This is a genomic window from Verrucomicrobiales bacterium (genome assembly GCA_016793885.1).
In the GTDB taxonomy this organism is placed as follows: Bacteria; Verrucomicrobiota; Verrucomicrobiia; order Limisphaerales; family UBA11320; genus UBA11320.
Genome location: JAEUHE010000179.1, coordinates 190,686 through 210,322 on the forward strand (window position 1 = coordinate 190,686; position 19,637 = coordinate 210,322).

General features: G+C 61.0%; 9 protein-coding genes. 5 read left to right on the forward strand and 4 right to left on the reverse strand.

Annotated features, from left to right (window positions below; all coding sequences use genetic code 11):
* Positions 1-9 precede the first annotated feature (9 nt).
* Positions 10-459: a DUF309 domain-containing protein gene (locus JNN07_21020; protein MBL9170230.1), complete on the reverse strand. Its 450-nt coding sequence runs from the start codon at positions 457-459 to the stop codon at positions 10-12.
* Positions 460-826: 367 nt separating this feature from the next.
* Here JNN07_21020 and JNN07_21025 point away from each other — a divergent pair, with 367 nt between their 5' ends.
* From JNN07_21025 to JNN07_21040, 4 genes are read left to right on the forward strand one after another with little or no spacing between them, the layout of a single operon-like run.
* Complete coding sequence (locus JNN07_21025; protein MBL9170231.1) at positions 827-1,741, forward strand: ParB/RepB/Spo0J family partition protein; 915 nt, start codon at positions 827-829, stop codon at positions 1,739-1,741.
* 14 nt (positions 1,742-1,755) lie between these two features.
* Positions 1,756-2,883 carry a hypothetical protein gene (locus JNN07_21030; GenBank protein ID MBL9170232.1) on the forward strand — a complete coding sequence of 376 codons (1,128 nt, stop codon included), beginning with the start codon at positions 1,756-1,758 and terminating at the stop codon, positions 2,881-2,883.
* A complete protein-coding gene (gene def / locus JNN07_21035; protein MBL9170233.1) occupies positions 2,880-3,476 on the forward strand; it encodes a peptide deformylase in 597 nt (198 codons plus the stop codon). The genes JNN07_21030 and def overlap by 4 nt, the downstream gene beginning before the upstream one ends.
* A gap of 30 nt (positions 3,477-3,506) precedes the next feature.
* Complete coding sequence (locus JNN07_21040) at positions 3,507-4,298, forward strand: SDR family NAD(P)-dependent oxidoreductase (GenBank protein MBL9170234.1); 792 nt, start codon at positions 3,507-3,509, stop codon at positions 4,296-4,298.
* Positions 4,299-4,331: 33 nt separating this feature from the next.
* On the opposite strand, the gene JNN07_21045 is transcribed toward JNN07_21040, so the two are convergent.
* Together JNN07_21045 and JNN07_21050 are read right to left on the reverse strand one after the other, a co-directional pair.
* Positions 4,332-5,687, reverse strand: a complete 1,356-nt coding sequence (locus JNN07_21045; protein ID MBL9170235.1) for a dicarboxylate/amino acid:cation symporter — start codon at positions 5,685-5,687, stop codon at positions 4,332-4,334.
* 71 nt (positions 5,688-5,758) lie between these two features.
* A complete protein-coding gene (locus JNN07_21050) occupies positions 5,759-6,463 on the reverse strand; it encodes a Rieske (2Fe-2S) protein (GenBank protein MBL9170236.1) in 705 nt (234 codons plus the stop codon).
* Between the two features lie 268 nt (positions 6,464-6,731).
* Here JNN07_21050 and JNN07_21055 point away from each other — a divergent pair, with 268 nt between their 5' ends.
* Positions 6,732-10,214: a protein kinase gene (locus JNN07_21055; GenBank protein ID MBL9170237.1), complete on the forward strand. Its 3,483-nt coding sequence runs from the start codon at positions 6,732-6,734 to the stop codon at positions 10,212-10,214.
* Here JNN07_21055 and JNN07_21060 read toward each other — a convergent pair.
* Positions 10,193-19,579: an immunoglobulin domain-containing protein gene (locus JNN07_21060; protein ID MBL9170238.1), complete on the reverse strand. Its 9,387-nt coding sequence runs from the start codon at positions 19,577-19,579 to the stop codon at positions 10,193-10,195. The genes JNN07_21055 and JNN07_21060 overlap by 22 nt on opposite strands.
* Positions 19,580-19,637 lie beyond the last annotated feature (58 nt).

The following is a 19,637-nucleotide window of genomic DNA, read 5'->3' on the forward strand; positions in this document are numbered from 1 at the left end:
CCGCACGGTTTATCGGGATGTTCCCGAGGAAGCAATCTCCATGTCGCGGGGATACAGGTGCGGAGGGGGGTGGGTAGCCAAAGGATTTATCTGGTCCCCCCCTTGGATCAGCAATCCCAGCCAAACATCCGCCAGCCGAATCAATTCGGCCACATCCAGGTGGTGGTAGATGGGCGGGAACCGCGATAGGTAACCTTTGGAAAGACGGAAGAGGGCGGCCGCCGGGCCTAAACGGTTCTTTTGGAGATGAACAAAAGCGCCGGTAAATTGGATGAGCGCCTTGTAAAAGTCAGACTCGGGAGCCCCGCGTGACTCCAACCACAGATCTTCCAGCACCTCGTGAGCGAGGTAGAACTCCCCGCGATTCAGGCAAACGAAGTACCCCAGGTATCGGGAGTCCAAAGCCCCCCCCTGCAGCCCGCTCACCAAGTCCTTAATTCTGGAGCTCTTGTGGGTCAAGGTTAGCTGCCGCTGGTGGGTTTTTCCAGGGCCTGCCTCACGATCCCCTCCAGAGGACCGGAGCGAGCACGGCCGTTTGGCGGCAACTCGTAGCCCGGTTCCTCTTCAGCCCTCTGTAGTTTCAGTCTTGGCATAGTGTTCTCGGGTCGTGGTGGCCATCGAGAACCAGTATTAACATGACTCAGCCCGTTCACCGCTGTCGAGCAGGTTTCTTGCCCCGTTGAGCTTGCTGAGCCCTGGTTGATAGCCCGCTGGTTCTTCGCCCATCATCAAGCCACTCACCCGAACAAAATCGTGCCTGAAAATCGTTAAAAACCCGCATCGAGTCCGTTTGACAGAAGCGGACATCATCCCCCAAGCTCTTTCCATGGCAAAGCCAGCCCTCGGCAGAGGTTTGAGTGCACTATTGGGCGGAGTTTCAGCTCCGCCACGAAACGATCCCCCTCCAGGGATCGCCAACCCCGCGTCTCTACCCTCCTCCTCCGACCAGGTTCTTCGGGTGGATATTCAACGGATCCGACCGTGCCCATTCCAGCCCCGGAAGGATTTTCCTGCCGAGGCGCTGCAGGAGTTGACGGAATCCATCCGCACGCAGGGAGTGATTCAGCCGCTCATTGTTCGAAAGCTGGGCGATGGATTTGAGATCATCGCCGGCGAACGTCGCTGGCGCGCCGCCCAGGCGGCCCAGCTGACGGCTCTGCCCGTGATCGTTCGCGAGGCCGATGATCGCCATGTTCTCGAACTCGCCCTGATTGAAAACCTCCAGCGCGAGGATCTCAACCCCGTGGAAGAGGCGCGCGGCTATGCCGAGCTCATCGAAAAGTTCGCCCTCCGACAGGAGGATGCCGCTGCCCGAGTGGGCAAAAGCCGCGCTGCGGTCGCCAATGCGTTGCGGCTGCTGAAACTCCCGCCATCCCTGCTGGAGCATCTCAGCGCCGGCCGGTTGTCCACCGGGCATGCCAAGGTCATCCTGGGCCTCCCCTCCGTGGAACTTCAGGAGAAGGCAGCCACGCAAATCCTCCATCGCAGCCTGAACGTCCGCCAAACTGAGGAGCTGGTGAGCGCGTTGCAAAAACCGGCCTCCGCGCCGCTGCCCCATCCCGGGGAGGTTCGCCCTCCGGTCGATGCCAATATCGCGGCCCTCGAAACCCGCCTCCGTGAGAAACTGGGAACCAAGGTCCACCTGCGCTACCAAAAGGGCAAAGGATCGCTCGATATCCGATTTTTTTCCGATAGCGACCTGCAGCGCGTTCTCGACTTACTGGGCGTGCAGATGGACTGACCCTCCTCCAACCTATGCTCCAACCTTCAGAAATCCGTGAACAGTGCGCCGCCCTGCTCCAGGGTTCGGTGAGCCGCGCCAGCCGAAGCTCCGCTTTCATCGGACTCGACGGCTTCGTTGATCAAATCATCAGGGTCGTGGACCAGCGTCAGGATGCTGAGCACTACCAGGCCATGACTCAAATCAGCGACCTGGGGCGCCGCATCTCCTCCGCCTCGGGGAAAAGCACCAACATCGAACTGGTGGTCGAGCGCACCAAGATCGGCGGCAATGGGCCCATCATGGCGAACGCGCTGGCTCAGCTGGGCATCAAGGTGACTTACCTCGGCGCCCTTGGCTACCCGAACCTCAACCCCGTGTTCAACGAGTTCGCCCACCGCGCCGAGGTCTACAGCATTGCCGAACCGGGACATAGTGACGCCCTGGAGTTCCACGACGGGAAGGTGATCCTAGGCAAGCTCGACCAGCTCAAGGAGATCAACTGGACGAATCTCCAGCTGCGATTCGGCCGAGACCGCTTCATCCAACGGTTCTCGAGCTGCGATCTGGTCGGCTTGGTCAACTGGACCATGATCCCCTACATGAGCGATGTCTGGTGCAGCCTCCTCGATGAGGTCTGCTCTCAGCTGGCTCCGCCCCGACGAAAAATCTTCTTCGACCTAGCCGACCCGCAGAAGCGAACTCCTGAGGACATCCAGCGAGCGCTGGAACTCATCGGCCGCTTCGAGCGCTACTTCGAGGTAATCCTGGGCCTCAACGAGAAGGAAGCCTACGAAATCGGAGAGGTGCTCGGGTTGGCCCCAGCCCACGAAAGCCGCGACGCCCTCTGCAGCATGGCCTGCGAAATCCAAAAGCGGCTCAACATCGGCACGCTCGTCGTTCATCCGGTCACCTATGCGGTGGCCGTCAGCCAGGGTGTCCTTTCCACCGCCGAAGGCCCGTTTATCCCGCAGCCGAAGATCACGACCGGGGCCGGCGACCATTTCAATGCCGGTTTCTGTCTCGGCAAGCTACTCGGTCTGGAAAACACCTACTGCCTGCTCGCCGGCGTCAGCACCAGCGGCTTTTACGTCAAAGAAGCTCGCAGCCCAGCCATTGACGATTTGGTCAGCCTCCTGAGATACTGGCCGGAAACGAAATGATACTGCCCATCGTGAAATACGGCCATCCGGTGCTCCGCCAGAAAGGAGCACGGATCGAGAAAATAACCCCTGACATCGAACAGCTCATCGATGACATGATGGCGACGATGTACGACGCCGAGGGCGTCGGCCTGGCCGCACAACAGGTCGGCCACGCCGTCCAGTTGACGGTCATCGATGTGCGCGGGGCGAGCAAGGACCGGCCGTCCACCATGGAGGTGGGCGGACAAACGGTAAACCCGGCGGACTACATGCCGTTGGTGCTCCTCAATCCTGAGATCACGCCAGTCGGTGAACCTGCCACCGGTGGGGAGGGCTGCTTAAGTTTCCCAGAGATTTTTGCCGACATCACCCGTCCGGGCGTAGTCGACGTGGTCGCCATGGACGAGGAGGGACAGACGATCCGTTTTCGCGCAGGCGGACTGCTGGGACGCGCGGTTCAGCACGAGACCGATCATTTGCACGGACTCCTGTTCATTGACCGGATGACTTCAGCCAAGAAAAAAGAGCTGCAGCCTGAGCTCGATGATCTTCAAGCCCAGACCAAGGCGGAACTCGCCCAGGGTCAGTCCAGGAAAACAGCCAGCCGCTAACCCCGCGTCACGACCCGGAATAATCCATCCATGCCTGCTTCCTCGCTTCAAAATAAATGGGTAGTCATCACCGGTGCCTCCAGTGGTTTCGGAGCCGCCGCCGCACGACTCTTCGGAGCCGCCGGCGCACGCCTGCTTCTGGGTGCCCGCCGCGTCGACAAGCTGAAGGAGGTAGCCGCCGAGGCTTCACGAGCTGGGGCGCCGCTGGCTGTTGTTCACCCGCTCGATGTCTCCCAAACCGACAGCGTTAACACGTTTGTCCAGTGGTGCCGTTCTCAAACCGCCCAACTTGATGTGCTCATCAACAACGCGGGCGGAGCGTTGGGCTTGGACACGGTTGCTCAGGCCAAGGATGAGGATTGGGAGGGGATGATGCAGACGAATGTGCTCGGGGTGTTGCGCATGGTGCGCGCCTCCCTGCCCTTGCTGACCGTCAATCCAGGGAGCATGATTCTGAATGTCGGATCCATCGCCGGGCATGTTGCCTACGAAGGTGGCGCTGCCTATTGCGCGGCCAAGGCGGGAGAGCTTCAGATCACACGAGCACTCCGCCTGGAGCTGTGTGGCACCGGTGTCCGGGTGGGCACCCTCGATCCGGGGATGGCCGAGACCGAATTCTCCCTTGTCCGCTTCAAGGGTGACCAGGAGCGTGCCCGGAAGGTTTATGAAGGGGTGACTCCCCTCAGCGCCGAGGATGTCGCCGAAGCGCTGCTCTGGATGGCGAACCGCCCCGCGCATGTGAACATCGACGAGATGGTGATCAAGTGCACGGACCAGGCAGCGATCCATAAGGTGAATCGTCGCCCCGTCGCTGCGCGATAGCCGTTCCAGAGCGCTAGTCTCTTTTGCGCACGATTATTCCCTCCTGATCGACGTTTCCGCACCCGAGCCGAGCAGCGGATATCCCTCCGACCGCGCGACAAACGTCGCCGCCGTGACATCGCCGAGCACATTGACCACCGTTCGACACATGTCCAGGACTCGATCGACCCCCAGGATGATCGCCACCAGCATGGGGTTGATGCCGAGGCTGGTCACGACCACCACGATGAACGGGATGGACGCCGAGGGCAGCCCGGCGGTGCCGACACTTCCCAAAATCGCCAACCCGGCCACGCCGAGTTGCTGGGTGATCGTTAGGTCCATTCCCGCCAACTGGGCCAGAAACAGCACCGTAACCCCCTCATAAAGTGCCGTCCCGTTCTGGTTTGCCGTCGCTCCCACCGTGAGGACAAAGCTGTTGATATCCTTGGGCACGCCCAGATTCTCCTCCGTCACCCGTAGCGTTGTGGGTAGGGTGGCCACCGAGGACGACGTGGAAAACGCCGTCAGCATGATGGTGCGCGTGCGACGAAAGAATTCGAACGGGGAGATCTTCGACAGAAAGCGGAGGGCGAGAGAGTAGACTCCAAAGAGGTGCAATCCCAATCCCAAGAGAACAGTCAAGATGTACCACATCAAGGCGGAGAGCAGGTCTAGGCCAAAACGTGCTAGGTTGCTAAACACGAGACAGGCCACCGCATACGGCGCCAGCAGCATGACCCAATCGATCAGCTTGGCGGACAGCGCGCCCAGTCCGGAAAGTGCCTCCAAAAACGGGGCAACCCGTTCAGCCGGCAGGACCGTGGTCGCCGCCCCCAACAACAGCGCGAAAAACATCAGATGCAGCAGGTTCGGCGTGTCCGTGGCAATGGCGGCCACGGGATTCGCTGGAACAATGGTCTTGATAATCTGCAGCAGGGCCGGCTCCGCCGCCTTCGCCTGTGCGGACTCCTGAACCCGTTTGGTTGCGTCCGCCGCATACCGCTCCTGGAGTTGGGCAGCGGTGGCTGCCGAGATGCGTCGGCCCGGCTGAATGACATTCACGAGAGTGATTCCAAGCGCCACTGAAATGCCAGAGATCAACAGGCAGTAGCCGAAGGACTTCAAGCCCACTCGACCCAGTTTCCGAAAATCCCCGATCCCGGCTACGCCAACCACCAGCGAGCAAAACACCAGCGGCACCACTGTCATCAAAAGGAGCCGCAAAAAGAGTTGTCCCAAGGGCTCGGCAATCTGGGTAACCACCTTTTGTAGGCCGGGATGTGCCCCCCCGAGGCTGAGGTTGAGTGCCACGCCTGAAATCGCTCCCAAAGCCAGGCCGAGCAGAATTTTCGAATGCAAAGGCCAGCGGCGGGAGGGAGCGGAAGATGAAGCAGTGTGCACGGACATCAGGCGACCATAGACAGCTCAACCCCGGCTTTCAACGGACAAGTGACGCTACCGCTCCCAACGGGAACGACTCAGCCCAAATCGAGCAGGATCATGCTGACCTCCAGGAACCCGCGTTCGCCAACCGCGTCGACATAAACGGTGGCGGGTTGATCGTCGCCCAACCAGACCGTTTGATCCAAATCGCCCTCCAAGGTCGTCGCGAAAGGAACTACAACTCCAGGGTCGCGAAGGTTCGATCGGAACCGGATCTCATAGCTCACGTTGGGCCAGGTCGGAAAACCCAGCGCCATCCGCGAGCCCGCCGGAGTTTTGAGCAATGTCGGTGTCACCTGATACTCCAAGCCCGGCACTGTGATGGTCAGCTGATCCTGACCATCATAGCTGATCGCATACTGTTTCAAGTTCCGAGTGGACGGACCCCGAATGACGCTGCCATCAATGGCGTATAGGGAGTCATGACAAGGGCAGAGCATCCCTTGCTCAAACGGATCATAGGCATCCACGACGCACTGGGCATGAGCGCAGGCCGTGCTCATCGCGTAATACCGTCCCCCGCCAACATGATTGATCGCCACCGGATAGTGGTGCCCATCCGGATAATGATCACTTCCAATCTGGTTCACGCTCAGCCGCATGGAACCTAGCTCGTTCCGAAGAACCGGGAAGTCGTTCAAGGAGATTCTCAGCTGTGCAGCCGGCAACGGTTCGTCCGCTGCGACCTCCAACAGGAAGGGGCTCTTCCAGGATTTTCCCAAGAGGGATGACGCCGCCATCCCCAGGGCAAAACGCCGTACAAATCTGCGTCGTGAGTGTAGGTCAGTGTGCACCATGACGAGACAATCTAACGCATCTTTGAAGAAGTGCAGCCTGAATTTCGCTCACTTCGAATCGCCCCTACCGACTCGTTCTCCCATTTCTGATTGCGCAGACCGCTCTCGGGAGAGATCTTACCGCCCGTCGGCTGACATGTCCGGATCCTCCATCAACTCAGTGAGATGTCCGCGCTGCGGGACCGCGAACCCGGGGCAGGACGCCGGAGTTATGTGTTCCCGATGCCTGCTCAACGCCTTCTTTGCCCCTCCTGGATCGCCATCCCTGGACCCATCGGATCTAGCGGCCGATGCTCCACAAACCTTTGGCGACTACGAGGAGCTTGAACTCGTGGCTCGGGGAGGCATGGGGATCGTCTATCGGGCGCGACATCGAACGCTGAATCGAATTACCGCCCTGAAGCTGGTGGGCCTGGGGCATCTTCACCATCCGCCGACCCGTCAACGGTTTCGTTTGGAAGCCGAGGCCGCGGCCAAGCTGGACCATCCCAATATCACTCCCGTCTACGAAGTGGGGGAAGAGAACGGGCAGCCCTTCCTCGCGATGAAGTTCTGTGAGGGCGGATCCTTGGCGGAGTTGATTCAGGGTGAACGCCAGCCAGGTCAGCTTAACGCCCAAAGGGCTGTGCGCATCGTCGCCCAGGTAGCGCGCGCCGTTCACCATGCCCACGAGCGTGGTGTGTTGCATCGAGATCTCAAGCCCGCCAACATCCTCATGGACTCCGCCGAGGTGCCCATGGTCACCGATTTCGGGTTGGCGCGGCTGCTCGACCAGGACGCTTCAATCACCGCCACCGGTTCGGTATTGGGGACTCCGGCGTATATGTCCCCCGAACAGACCGCCGGACGACCGGACCAGGTCACCATCGCCACGGACATCTGGGGGATAGGAACCATCCTTTACGAACTTCTGGCGGGAGCGCCTCCCTTTCGGGGTGCGACCACCGCCCAATTGATACGCAGCATTGCCGAGGACGCCCCCCCGCGCCTGCCCAGTGTCGATCGCGATCTTGAGACGATCTGCCTCAAGTGCTTGGCGAAAGAGGCGAACTGCCGCTATGGCTCGGCGTTGGCGGTCGCAGAAGACTTGGAGCGCTGGGAGCGAGGTGAGCCCATTCTCGCCCGGCCGGCAGCCTGGGTGGAGCGCGTCGGAAAATGGGTCCGACGGAATCCAGCTCAAGCCGCCCTCATGGCCTTCTCCTCGCTTTCCGTCGTGGCCTTTATCTCCACGCTGGTCGTGTCACAGGCGAGGCTTCGAACCGCCAATGAGCGCATCCAGGCCCAGTCTGAACAGCGGCGTCAACAGACGGTCCGATTGAATGTCGCCGCGGGCAATCGCCGGTCCGACGACTTGGACATGGGAAACGCGCTTCTCTGGCTGGCGGAGGGACTTCGCCATGATCAGGATGGAGGCACCCGCGAGACTGGCCATCGCATTCGCTTCCAAGCCCTGCTCGACCGGCTGCCCACTCTTCGACAATTCTGGTCGCTGCCCGAGGCCGCCAATGTGGCCGCGATCTCGCGCGACGGCTCTTTCGCTGCCTTAGGATGCGCGGATGGGAAAGTCTACTTCAAACTGTGTGGCACCGGAGAAGACCTGAGGAGCCCGATAACGACCCCCGCTTCGGTCTCCCGCCTGTTTCTCTCGGATGATCAACGGTTCATCCTCACTCAGCACAGTCAGTCCCGCTGGGCTTGTTACTCGGTAGCGTCCGGCGAACGGCTGGATCCCCCTGAGCTGCGAACGCTTCAGGTGCTGTCCTTGGGCCGCGCGAAAAGCATCGCCGCCCTGGGAAACGCCCGGGGGATCAAAATTGTCAAAATTGGGACTTGGGAGACGGTGGGCTCAGAACTCGCCCTCGGCGGACGTCCTCACCGAGCCTCCTTCTTCTCAGGCGATACCCGTTTGCTCACCACTGTGGATGGGCTCCGCTACCGAGTGTGGGACGCGGGCGCGGGTGTGCTGCTCAAGGAACTTCGATTGCCGGAGCGGCCGATCAGCATCAAGGCTGACCCGAGCGGGCGTTGGGTCGTGGCGTTCATGGCCGACAGTCGCCTCCACTGTTGGAACGTCGAAACTGGATCCAAAGCATGGACCTCGCAGGAACTGATACTCGCCAACCCTGACTTCATCTTCACGGCCTCCGGTGATCGCGTCATGGGTTGGGGCTCAGCCGGAAATGCCCGACTTCTGGATGTGGCTACGGGTCGCCCCGAGACGCTCCCCTTCCCGCCTCATAACGGAGTGGTCTCGATATCCTTCTCCCCCGATGAAGGCTTCCTGGCTACCTCCGGTTTCGACGGTAATACCATTCTCTGGGACGCTCGGACGGCGCGTCATGCCAGTCCGCCCATTCCTCACGGCCTGTTCGTACTGGGCACCGTCTTCGCGCCAGATGGACGCAGCCTGCTAACGATTTGCGCTGATGGAACGGTCCGTCTGTGGAATTGGCGCCCTCCTGCTGAAGTGGGCCTCCGACTGAAGCATCCCGGCGCCGTCACTTCGGCCGAATGGAGCTTGGAGGGTCGACACTTGCTCACCGTCGGCGGAACGGTGGTGCAGGTATGGGACGCCGAGGACGGACGGTCTATTAGCGGCCCGCTTCAGCATTCTCATGAAGTTCAAGCGGCTACCTTCAGTCCGAACGGGCGGGAACTCGTCAGCGGCTCTCTGGATGGAATGCTGCGCCGGTGGGACTGGACCTCAGGGACCGAACTGGCTCCTGCTCTGCCTCACGCACATCCCATCAAGCAAGTCCGTTTTGATGCCTCAGGAGATCGCCTGCTGAGCGTGACTCGGAGTGCCAGTGCTCAACTCTGGCATCGGCCTACGCTCACCAACCTCCTTAACGCCGGGGAGCGGTCCACTGGATGGGTGGCCGGGCCCTCGTTGGCCCACGATCGGATGGTGGTTTATGGAGAGTTCGATCCGTCAGGTAAACGAGTTTTGACTGCGGGGGACGATGGGGTCGTCCGGCTTTGGAGCAGCGAATCTGGAGCCTCGATCGGCGGCCCGCTGAAACACATAGGCCGAGTCTCCGAGGCGCATTTCAGTCAGGATGGGACTCGCATTATTTCGGGAAGCTGGGATGCGACCATCCATGCTCGGGGAGCCTTGGTCTGGGAGGTATCCACCGGCAAACTGCTGGCAGGACCGTTCCTCCTGCGCGACGGCGTCTGGAGTGTGGCCCTTTCTCCAAACGGCGAGCAACTCGCCGCGGTGGGCGAGGACACCTTCGGCTACCTGTGGCATCTTGGAACCGGGGAACGTCAGGGATTACCCCTTCAGCATCTCAGCGATATCCGAAAGGTCTGTTACAGCCCCGACTCCATTTTGGTGGGAACCGCCAGCGGCGATGCGAGCGCTCGCATCTGGGAAGCGACAACGGGAGAACCCATCACGCCGCCTCTGTGGCATCAGCAACGAGTCAACTGGGTCGGCTTCGACCCGACCTCTACCCGCGTCGCAACGGCCAGCAGCGACGGCACCGCCGCGATTTTCCAGCTACAGCCCATCCAGATGCCCATCGAGGATGTGATCCACATGGCCGAGCTCATGTCCGCACATGAGCTGGCGCCCAACGGGTCCCGGCGGCCGCTCTCGCCCAAGGCGCTCCAGGAGCGTTGGTCATCACTGTCGGCGAAGTACCCTGAGCGGTTCGGCAAACTCGCTCATTCCACCAAGATTCGATAAAACCGATAGCTCGCGGCCTCGCCCGGCACATCGTAGAGCGTGATCACACCGTCGGTTCCTTTTCTGAGCAGCGAGCCCGAACTAATTCGCCAAGGGACGCCCACCAGCTGGTCATTGTTTTCCAGAGTGTAGCGCAGATTCTTGTGGGAGTAAAAGGAGATGGCCGCCAGGTTTCCATCGTAGGAGAAGGAGAGAATCTGCGCCGGGACCAGGACGCGCAACGCAGCGGATGTGGACGCCGCAACCCCCACCAGGTTGGAAACGACCACCGAGTAGTTCGCCGCGTCGGCGAGGCTGGATCGGGCGATCACCAGGACGCGGTTCGTAGCTCCCAGAATCGGGATGGCACCGTCCTTGAACCATTGATACCGCAGATCACTCCCTCGGGCTCCCACCTCAAAGACAGCCTCCTTGCCCTGCTCCACTGCCAGAGACTTGGGAACGACATCGATGAGTGGAGGATCCAAGACAGTCAACGTGACGGGTCGGCTGACAGTCCCTCCAACTTCATTGGTCACTGTCAGATGATAAATTCCCGAATCCGCCACCGAGACCGCCGGGAACACGAGAGGATTCGTCACGGCGCCCGGGACGGGGTTGGTAGCCGATAGATACCACTGAAGCTGCCGATCGGGTGCACCTCCAATTTCAGCTCTCAACTCCACCGTCGTTCCGGAGGCAACGGTTTGATCAATGGGTTCGCTCAGCAGATATGGAGGTTCGAGCACCACCAGGGTTGCTGCCGCACTGCTGACTACCCCAACCTCATTGGCCACTTCGACAAAAAACCTGCCTGAGTCGCTCAGCTGCGCCGAGGGCAGAATCAGGACCTGCTCAGTCGCCCCAGGGATCGGGATACCCCCCTCGGCATACCACTGGAACGAAAACGGTGCTGATCCGGCAACTTCCACGTCCAATCGTACCACCGCTCCGGTCGCCACGGTCGCGCTCACCGGAGAGCGAAGTATCACCGGCCGCTCCAAAACGCGGAGCGTGACGGGATCGCTAACGAACACGCCTGCCACATTGGATAGAACCACGCTATACCTGCCCGCCATCTCGAGGCTCGTTGTTTCGAAGCGCAGGATATGGTTCGTTTCGTTCGCCAGCGGCCCGGCACCCTCGCGCAGCCATTGATAGGAAATGGGCAGTGTGCCCCCTGCGAAGACCTGAAACTCGGCGGGTGAGCCCACGGCCACGACTTGCGGCAGCGGACGGATCGTCTCAAAGGGAGGCACCCAGACTTCTAAGAGCACCGCCGCAGAATCCACCGTTCCCACCCCATTGGACGCCCGCAGAAAATAGGAACCCGCATCCGAAGCGGACACGGCGGCGAACTCCAGTCTGCTCGTCTGGGCACCCGGGACAGGCTGACCGCCCTCGCGATACCACTGCAGAGCCAACGGTTCCCCACCCTCGACTTCGGCTTCGAAAGCGGCGCTCTGACCCACCACCACCGAAAGGCTGGGGCTAATCCCAAGAATGGAGGGAGCTTCCAGGACTTGAAGCTCCGCCTCCTGGCTGGTTACGACTCCAAACTCGTTGGAAACGATGACAGAATACAAACCCGAGTTGGTGAAATCGACGTGCTCCCAGGAGAGGATCGCATTGGTAGCGTTCGCAACCAGATTGGTGGCCTGGATCAGCCATTGGTAAAAGAGGGGTTCGGATCCCGCCGCCTGAACCTGCATGGCCGCCGCGCCCCCTTTCGCCGCCAGCAATGGCTGCGGCTGGGACTTGATAACGGGAGCGGACACGACGTCCAGAATAGCCTCGTCGCTGACGATCGATCCTACCGCGTTGCGAATTTCCACACGATAGGGGCCGGCATCGGTCGCAGACACGGCGGCCAGTTCCAACACCGCCCCGCTCCCACCCGCCACCGGTGACAGATCAGGACCGATCCACTGGTAGGTTAAGGGCGGCTCGCCTAGAGCGATCACCTCGAAGCGGGCAGCATTGCCTTGAAGGACCCGGAAGGAAAACGGCTGACGAGTGATCGAGGGGGGTTCCAGGACCGTCAACACCGCCTCCGAACTCGGCACCACACCCGCAGCGTTGGATACCACCACCGAGTAGCCGCCACTCTGATCGAGTCGGAGATTCTCCAAGCGCAAGCTCGCGTTCGTGGCGTCGGAAATCAGATTGGTCAGCTGGTAAAACCAGGCATAGGAGAGCGGCTCAGTTCCGACAGCAACCACCGTGAGCAGGGCCTCGCCGCCGCGCGCCGCCAGGACGTCGCTCGGGGACGTCAGCACCACCGGAGCGACCACCACCGTCAACAGAACCCCGCTGCTGAGAACTTCACCCACGATGTTCTGGACGCGCACCGTATACAGCCCTCCCTGTGAAGGCTGCACGGAAGCTAGATTCAACACCGGGAGCACCTCCCCGGGCAAAAGGACGCCATCCGGCCCAAACCACTGGTATGTCAAGGGCTCCGCTCCGGCTGCAACGACTTCGAAGCGCGCGGAATCACCTTGGTTGACGGTCGCGGGTTGAGGCGGAGTCGTGATGGCGGGAGGCAACAGCACCGTCAGAAGGGCGACCTCGCTGCGCACCACTCCCGCCCGATTCGAAGCTTCCACGAAGTAGGTTCCGCTCAGCTCCAGGCCCACCCCTTCCAAAACGAGGACATTGCTGTTGGGCTGCACCGGCAGGCTGCTCTCGCCATAGAACCATTCGAAACGAATCGGCTCGGTGCCCTCGATCTCCGCCTGGAACCGAACTGTGGATCCCACCGCAACGATCTGATTGGTCAGCGCGCTGAGGAATCGGGGAGGCACCGCGACGCTTAGCAGGGCCGCATCGCTGGTCACAACGCCCACGGCATTGCTCACCCACACCGAATAGCTTCCGGCCTGGGCGGGAGTCACGGCAGGCAGGGCGAGCACGCGGTCCGTGGCGCCAGGGATGGGCTGTGAATCCGGCCCCAGCCACTGATAGCTGAAGGGATCATGGCCAGTCGCCGTGACCTGGAACTCGGCCGATTCTCCCTGGGCAACCAGCAAGGGTTGCGGCTGAACGACAATCTGAGGGGCAGGAACCACCCGCAACGACATCTCTGCACTGATAGCGCTGCCGGCTAAATTGGTGACGATCACCTGGTAAATGCCGGTGTTGGTCTCGGCCAGGTCCGACAGCACCAAGGTTGAGTTGGTGGCATCCGCCAGCAGATTGGTTTGGAAGTACACCCATTGATAGAACATGGGTTCTGAACCGGCAGCCACGGCCGTGATGACCGCTTCACCGCCCACGGGAGCCAAGATCTCTTGGGATACCAGTTCGACACTGGGCGGAATCACGACCTCCAGGCTCACTCGAGCACTGCTCACGACTCCGACTCGATTGCTCACCTGCACCGAGTAAAGACCGGTGGAGGCCGCGGTGACAGCGGGCAACTGCAGCTCCGGCCCATCCGCCCCCGGGATAGCTTGAGCGTCGGGGCCGAACCATTGAAAGCCCAATGGCGCATGCCCTTCCGCGGAGACGGAAAAGCTGGCGGTAGCCCCCAGGACCACCCGAGTGGGCTGAGGTTGAACGACGATGGTTGGAGGTGCGAAGACGCTGACGGAAGCCACGCGACTCGTCACCGTCCCCGCGAGATTCGAGGCCACCAAATAATAAAGCCCTCCGGAATCTGAAAGGCTCAGGGGGCCAAGCCGCAGCAGCGCATTGGTGCCGTTTGGAACCGGCGCTGAATCGGAGAAGAACCATTGGATGTCCATCGGGATCGATCCGGCCAGCTCCGCGAACAGCTCCGCGATCCCACCCACGGCCGCTTCTACATCCGCCGGCTCAGCCACCAGCGAAGGGGCTACGATCACCCGAAGCCGAGCGCGCGAACTGACTACGGCCCCCTCATCATTGGAGACTTCGACCGAGTAATCTCCTTCGCTGGCCACAACGACGTCCGGCAGCTCCAGGGTCGCATTCGTCTGATCCGGCAAGGAGAAGATGCCATTGAACAACCACTGATAGCGCATTGGACTGGGGCTGAGCGCGTCCACAGCGAAGCTGGCGTCCCCGCCAACGACAACAACCTGATCCGCCGGCTGGCTGAGAAGCAGGGGAACTTCTTTCACGTCGATCAACGCGACTCGGCTAGTGACGCTGCCGACATCGTTCGTCACCACTACTCGATATCCGCCCTCGTCGGCGCTCGACACATTGGGGATGGTGAGGGTCGCGTTGGTCGCATCGACCACGGGACTCCCAGCTTCGAAATACCATTGGTAGCGGAGAGGAGCGCTCCCGCTGGCCTCCACCGCCAGACGCGCAAGCCGTCCCCGCGGCAGGCTGATATCCTCGGGTTGAGTCAGCAACGCAGGTGGTTCGGCGACTCGGACCCTCACATGCCCCGAGGAGGCCGTCCCGACTGCGTTGGAGACCTGCAACTGGTAGGTGCCAGCCTGGCTCAACTCCACGGCGGGGATTTCCAGAACACTGCTGTTCTCCCCCTCCAGAACGTGATTAGTGTTGTAGATCCAGTGAAAGCTCAGAGGATCGGCCCCGGTCACCACGGCCGTGAGCACGAGAGGCTGTCCGACCGCCAGCAGCTGCGGCCGGGGTGGAACGGTGATCACCGGTGCCGCCAACACGCTAACGGACACGACATCACTCAACTTGGATCCGGCAGGGTTAGTAACCTGGACCTGATAGCCCTGGGCATCTGAGAATTGAACATCATCCAAAACCAAGGTCTCGTTGGTTTGCCCTGCCAGCCCCGCTCCCTCACGCAGCCACTGGAACTGGAAGGGGGGCGTGCCCGTCACAACGGCGCGAAGCTCCAAGTGCCCCCCGAAAGCCACGACCTTGGCGCCCGCGACCTCGTCGATCCGAGGCGGCCGAATCACCTGAACCACGGCAGCCGCAGACCGTACGGCGCCCACCCGGTTGGAGACCTCAAGTGCATAGAATCCCTCCGCTTCAGCTCCTATCTCCAAGATCCGAAGCGTAGCCTCTTCCGCGCCGATAACGATCTGGTTGTCGTTAAAGATCCATCGATACACCAGAGGACCCGACCCTTCGGCAGCCCCGGAAAGTTCGAGAGTAGCGCCCAGAATGACCGACTGCGATGTGGGGTCGGTGACGATGAGCGGAGCTTGCAAGACATCCAGCCTGGCCACTTGGCTCGTAACACTTCCGGCAAAATTCTCTATGACAACGCCGTAGTCCCCTGCACTGTCGAACGTCAATCCGCTCAGCTCCAAACTTTCGTTAGTCTGGCCCGCCAGCACGTTGGTGGCGTTAAAATACCACTGATAGGCGAGCGGGCTGTCACCCGTCGCAGCGACCTGAAACACCGCCGCCCCTCCGACGCCAACCTCTTGGGAAATAGGCTGGCCGGTGATAACCACGGGGCTGCCCAATTCAAGCCGAGCGGGCTGACTGGCGACGGACCCGACCAGATTGCTGATCACGACATGATAACTCCCGACGTCCGGATCGCTGACTTCGCTCAGGATCAAGCGAGCCTCGGTCTTCCCGAGCAAGGGAGAGTCCCCGTTGACGAACCATTGGTAAGTAAAGGGGCCCTCTCCGCTGACGGCCACCTCAAAGAACACGCTGGTCCCGGCTACCACCTTCAGCGAACTGGGTTGCGACGTAATGAGAGGGACGGCCAGGACCTGAATCTGGGCGACGAGACTGGTTGCCATGGAAAGCAGGTTGGAGGCCGTCACCCGGTAACCTCGCGTATCTGAAAAGTCGACCGCTGGAAGTTGCAGGTTGGAGTTGGTCGCACCATCGATGATCTCAAAGCCCTCAGGCGTTGAACGATACCACTGATACGCTGGGGCTGGAACGCCAAGAGCCAGACTCACCAGCTCAACGTTACCATGGAGCGCAATCACCTGGTTGGTAGGCGACACCAAGAACTCGACGGGAAGCAGCACGTCGAGCCGGGCCCATCGGCTGCGGACGACACCCGCATGGTTGCTCACGACTAAGGAATAAAAACCGGCATCGGCCAGGGTAACGCCACTGATGAGCAGGCTGGAGTCGACCGCATCGGGAATCCATTGGGTTTCGTCCTTCACCCAATAAAATGTCAACGGTGGCGTTCCGGCCACTTCGGCACTCATGACTGCGGCCCCCCCGTTGGTCACTACTAGATCGGAAGGCATTCTGGAAATGCTGGGGGGAAGGATGACGGTCAACCAGGCGTTGCTGCTCGTAGCCTCACCGTAAGGGCTGGATACTTGAACCAAGTAGCTTCCGGCGTCCGCTCCCGAAACGCTGGCCAGGACCAGAGTGGCATTGGTCTCTCCCGCAAGCGGACTCACGCCAAAAAACCATTGATAGGTCAGCGGACCGGTGCCGGTAGCCGCCACCGAAAAGGAAGCGGAGTCGCCGGCGGACACGGTTCGGTCGGTCGGATGGCTGGTGATTCCCGGCAGGGTAGCCACCTGCAGAGAGGCAGCGAGACTTTCCACAAATCCATAAGGATTGCTCACACGCACCGAGTAGTTGCCAGCGTCGTCCGGACTCACTGGATCCAAGAGGAGTTCCGCCCCCACCCTCCCGGGAATGGCCTGCCCGTCCCTGAACCATTCATAGCTCAACGGAGGCGTCCCGGTCACGAGGACGGAGAACGCCGCTGGCTGACCTTCAACCCGTAGTTGGTCCGCCGGTTGTTGCGTGATCTCCGGCGGCACCAGGCATCGGCCATTGCCTAATTCACAATTCACCAGCCGGAAGTCCAAGGACCAGCAGACCAGCACGCCGACGTCGTTTTCCGCAATGTCATGAACCTTCAAGCGCCAGTTGCCGTTGGCTTGATCGCCGGATTTTCCACGGAAAGCTCCCAGAGATTCCTCGGATCGAAAGGTTCCCACATAGGGAGGCGTCGAGCTTCCCAGCCGGGAGTTCGCGGCGTCGGATAGCCGAGTGGGCTGGGCGCAAGACGTCCCGTAGTCGCTCCCATTGCCGCCTTGGTTCGCGGCGAGCAGAACCGTTGTCCCATCCGGCCCCGTCAGTTCGAGAACCAGGTCAGAGAGATAGGTATGAAGGAGGTGCAGCTCCACCTCCACGGTGGCGATCGGTGAAGGAAGCCCATCCACCGCGAGCACCGACACCGTTTCCCCCAAATCCACAATCGGCTTGGGAACATCGGTGGCCGAGCGGATAACGGCCGGAGAATCCCCCGGGGATTGGGTTTCCAGCTGAAACGGGAAGGTCTGCAGCGGGATGTTGTCGGCACTCACGTGCAGCTCGAAATGGAGGGGGCGATCACAGCTGGGAAAATCCTTGGTGCTGATCCGGAAAGGAATCGCGTTGCTGCCTAGGGACTGAGGCGCGAGGTCTGGAAACACCTGGGGGGCTGGATCTATCACGACTTCCACATCCTGGCTTGTCAGGCTGGCCCTCAGCCCGGTTGCCATGCTCCCGGTAGGCGCCAGTAGATGGCGCAGTTCGAACATCAGCTCACCACACTCGTTCGCGTCCATATGGCCATTGCCATTCTCATCCCGGAGGAAAACGGACTGGAGGGTGATCCGTGGAGCAGGCTGGCGCACCGAAGCGACCGCGCTCTCCGGCATCACGACTCCGTAACCGGAGCTGGGATCCACCCCTGGTGCCTCGATGTCCAGTGCCGTGGTCAACATCGCTTCGCGGACCTCCGCGGGCGTCAATGTGGGATTGTAGGACCAGATCAGTGCCGCGATCGCCCCCGCATGCGGGGCGGCTGCGGAGGTGCCGAAAAAGGGTCGAAAGTCAGGGGTGGCCGTAGCGACGCCGTCGGCGGCGGTGATATCCGGCTTCTGCAGGACCCGACCACCCGTCGAAGACAGATTCCCGGGGGTAAACGGGTTGCCTGTCGCGTCGTAAAACATCCGGCGGGGACCATCCGATGAAAAAACCTCCACCTGGCTGACCGTCGATGCCGTATAAAGCTTCGGAACGGCTCCTACCCAGCTGGCCGCCACTGAGAAGGCATTCGTAGCGCTGGCCGCGTTGTGTCCTCGCACATTCCCGCCTGTCGAGACCGCCAGACGCGCCCGCCCTGTGGAAAGGTGGAGGTATCGCGCCTCTCCACGCTGCTTCACAATGACAATGCGATCGCCGATGTTTAACGAGCTGATGTTCTCATAAGGATCATCGTTACCGTCCTGAATGTTGGTAGAACTCGCCACGACCCGTCCCGCACTGTCCAGGACGTAGACGTCGTAATCGTTGGTGGACCGGCCGAGCGGATCGCTCCAAAACAGGTCGATGCGGCGGAATCCACCGCCGGCCAGCACCGTGTTGAAGGTGTTCGCTCCGAATGAATGCAGACGCCCACCGCGTCCCAGTGTCGCCGCCCCGCCGTCCACAAAATCACCTTCCCAGGTTCCAGCCGAGCCGTCCCCCTTGTTTCCCGAGTTTCCAGCGGACGAAAAGTACAGCGCCCCAGCATCACAGACATCCCGAACAGCCTGGGAAATAATGCCATCCTGGAAAGGCGACTCGTTGAAGTAGGTGATGTCGTCAATGATGATCCGACAACCTGCGGCATGAAGCGCTCGGATGTTCTGAGCGAAACTAGCTTCTCCACTGAACGCGGTGGCAAAGTACAGCTCCGCTCCAGGTGCCAGGTCGTGAACGATCTCCAACATCGCCGTGCCTTCGCCACTTCCCAGGCCTTCTTGACCGGGAATGATGTTTACCTCAGGCAGGTCTCCCGATTGCCTTACGTTCGACAAGAAATCCACGCTATCGGAGAGCACCCCAACCTTAACTCCCGATCCGCTGACGCGATACTTCTCACGAAACGAGGTCGCCCCGTGTGTCACTCCACCTTCCGATTCGACGCTTCCAGCGTTGGTGGTGGCCTCGTCAGCAGGTCGCACCCGCCTCACCTCTGGGCGGGCGGCGAGCCGCTCCAGGGCGCTGAGTGACAGGCGAACCCGGAGAGCGCGGAGAGAGGCGGCTGAATGGATGACCATTCCGCCCTGTGCCTGAACGAATGCAAGCAGCTCCGGGGTGACGTCCGCCCGAATATCCAAAAGCACCTGACCACGTTCCAAGGGCCGCATCCGTGAGCGGTGGTGTGGGTGAATCGAGTTGACCCTTCCAGCGCCTGTCTCGCGGAGGGCATAGACTAGTTGAGAATCTAACTTGCGGTGCAGCGGTGACCGGGTGGCCTTTTCCTGCTGCAGCGCCTCAATGGACGCGATGGCTTCGCTACTCAGCTCGCCTTTACCCTTCCCCAAATCCGCAGCCCAACTGCCTCCCTGCCCCGTTAGGGACAGAGCGAGCAGAATCGCAGCCTGGATAATTCGCAGCCGGGCCAGCCTCCCTGCTAGCCATACCGACTGCCGATGCCCGGGCCTCCGACCGCGAAGCCCGAGTTTCCCGAGGGACAGAACATTCGACTGCATCTTATGCTTCTCCTAATGCACCTAAATAATGACTTCAGAGTCCGTAGTGAACCCTTTT

Coding starts and splice junctions, on each gene's coding strand:
- JNN07_21025 (MBL9170231.1), top strand. CDS start 827: ATGGCAAAGCCAGCCCTCGGCAGAGGTTTGAGTGCACTATTGGGCGGA.
- JNN07_21030 (MBL9170232.1), top strand. CDS start 1,756: ATGCTCCAACCTTCAGAAATCCGTGAACAGTGCGCCGCCCTGCTCCAG.
- def (MBL9170233.1), top strand. CDS start 2,880: ATGATACTGCCCATCGTGAAATACGGCCATCCGGTGCTCCGCCAGAAA.
- JNN07_21040 (MBL9170234.1), top strand. CDS start 3,507: ATGCCTGCTTCCTCGCTTCAAAATAAATGGGTAGTCATCACCGGTGCC.
- JNN07_21045 (MBL9170235.1), bottom strand. CDS start 5,687: ATGTCCGTGCACACTGCTTCATCTTCCGCTCCCTCCCGCCGCTGGCCT.
- JNN07_21050 (MBL9170236.1), bottom strand. CDS start 6,463: ATGGCGGCGTCATCCCTCTTGGGAAAATCCTGGAAGAGCCCCTTCCTG.
- JNN07_21055 (MBL9170237.1), top strand. CDS start 6,732: ATGTGTTCCCGATGCCTGCTCAACGCCTTCTTTGCCCCTCCTGGATCG.
- JNN07_21060 (MBL9170238.1), bottom strand. CDS start 19,579: ATGCAGTCGAATGTTCTGTCCCTCGGGAAACTCGGGCTTCGCGGTCGG.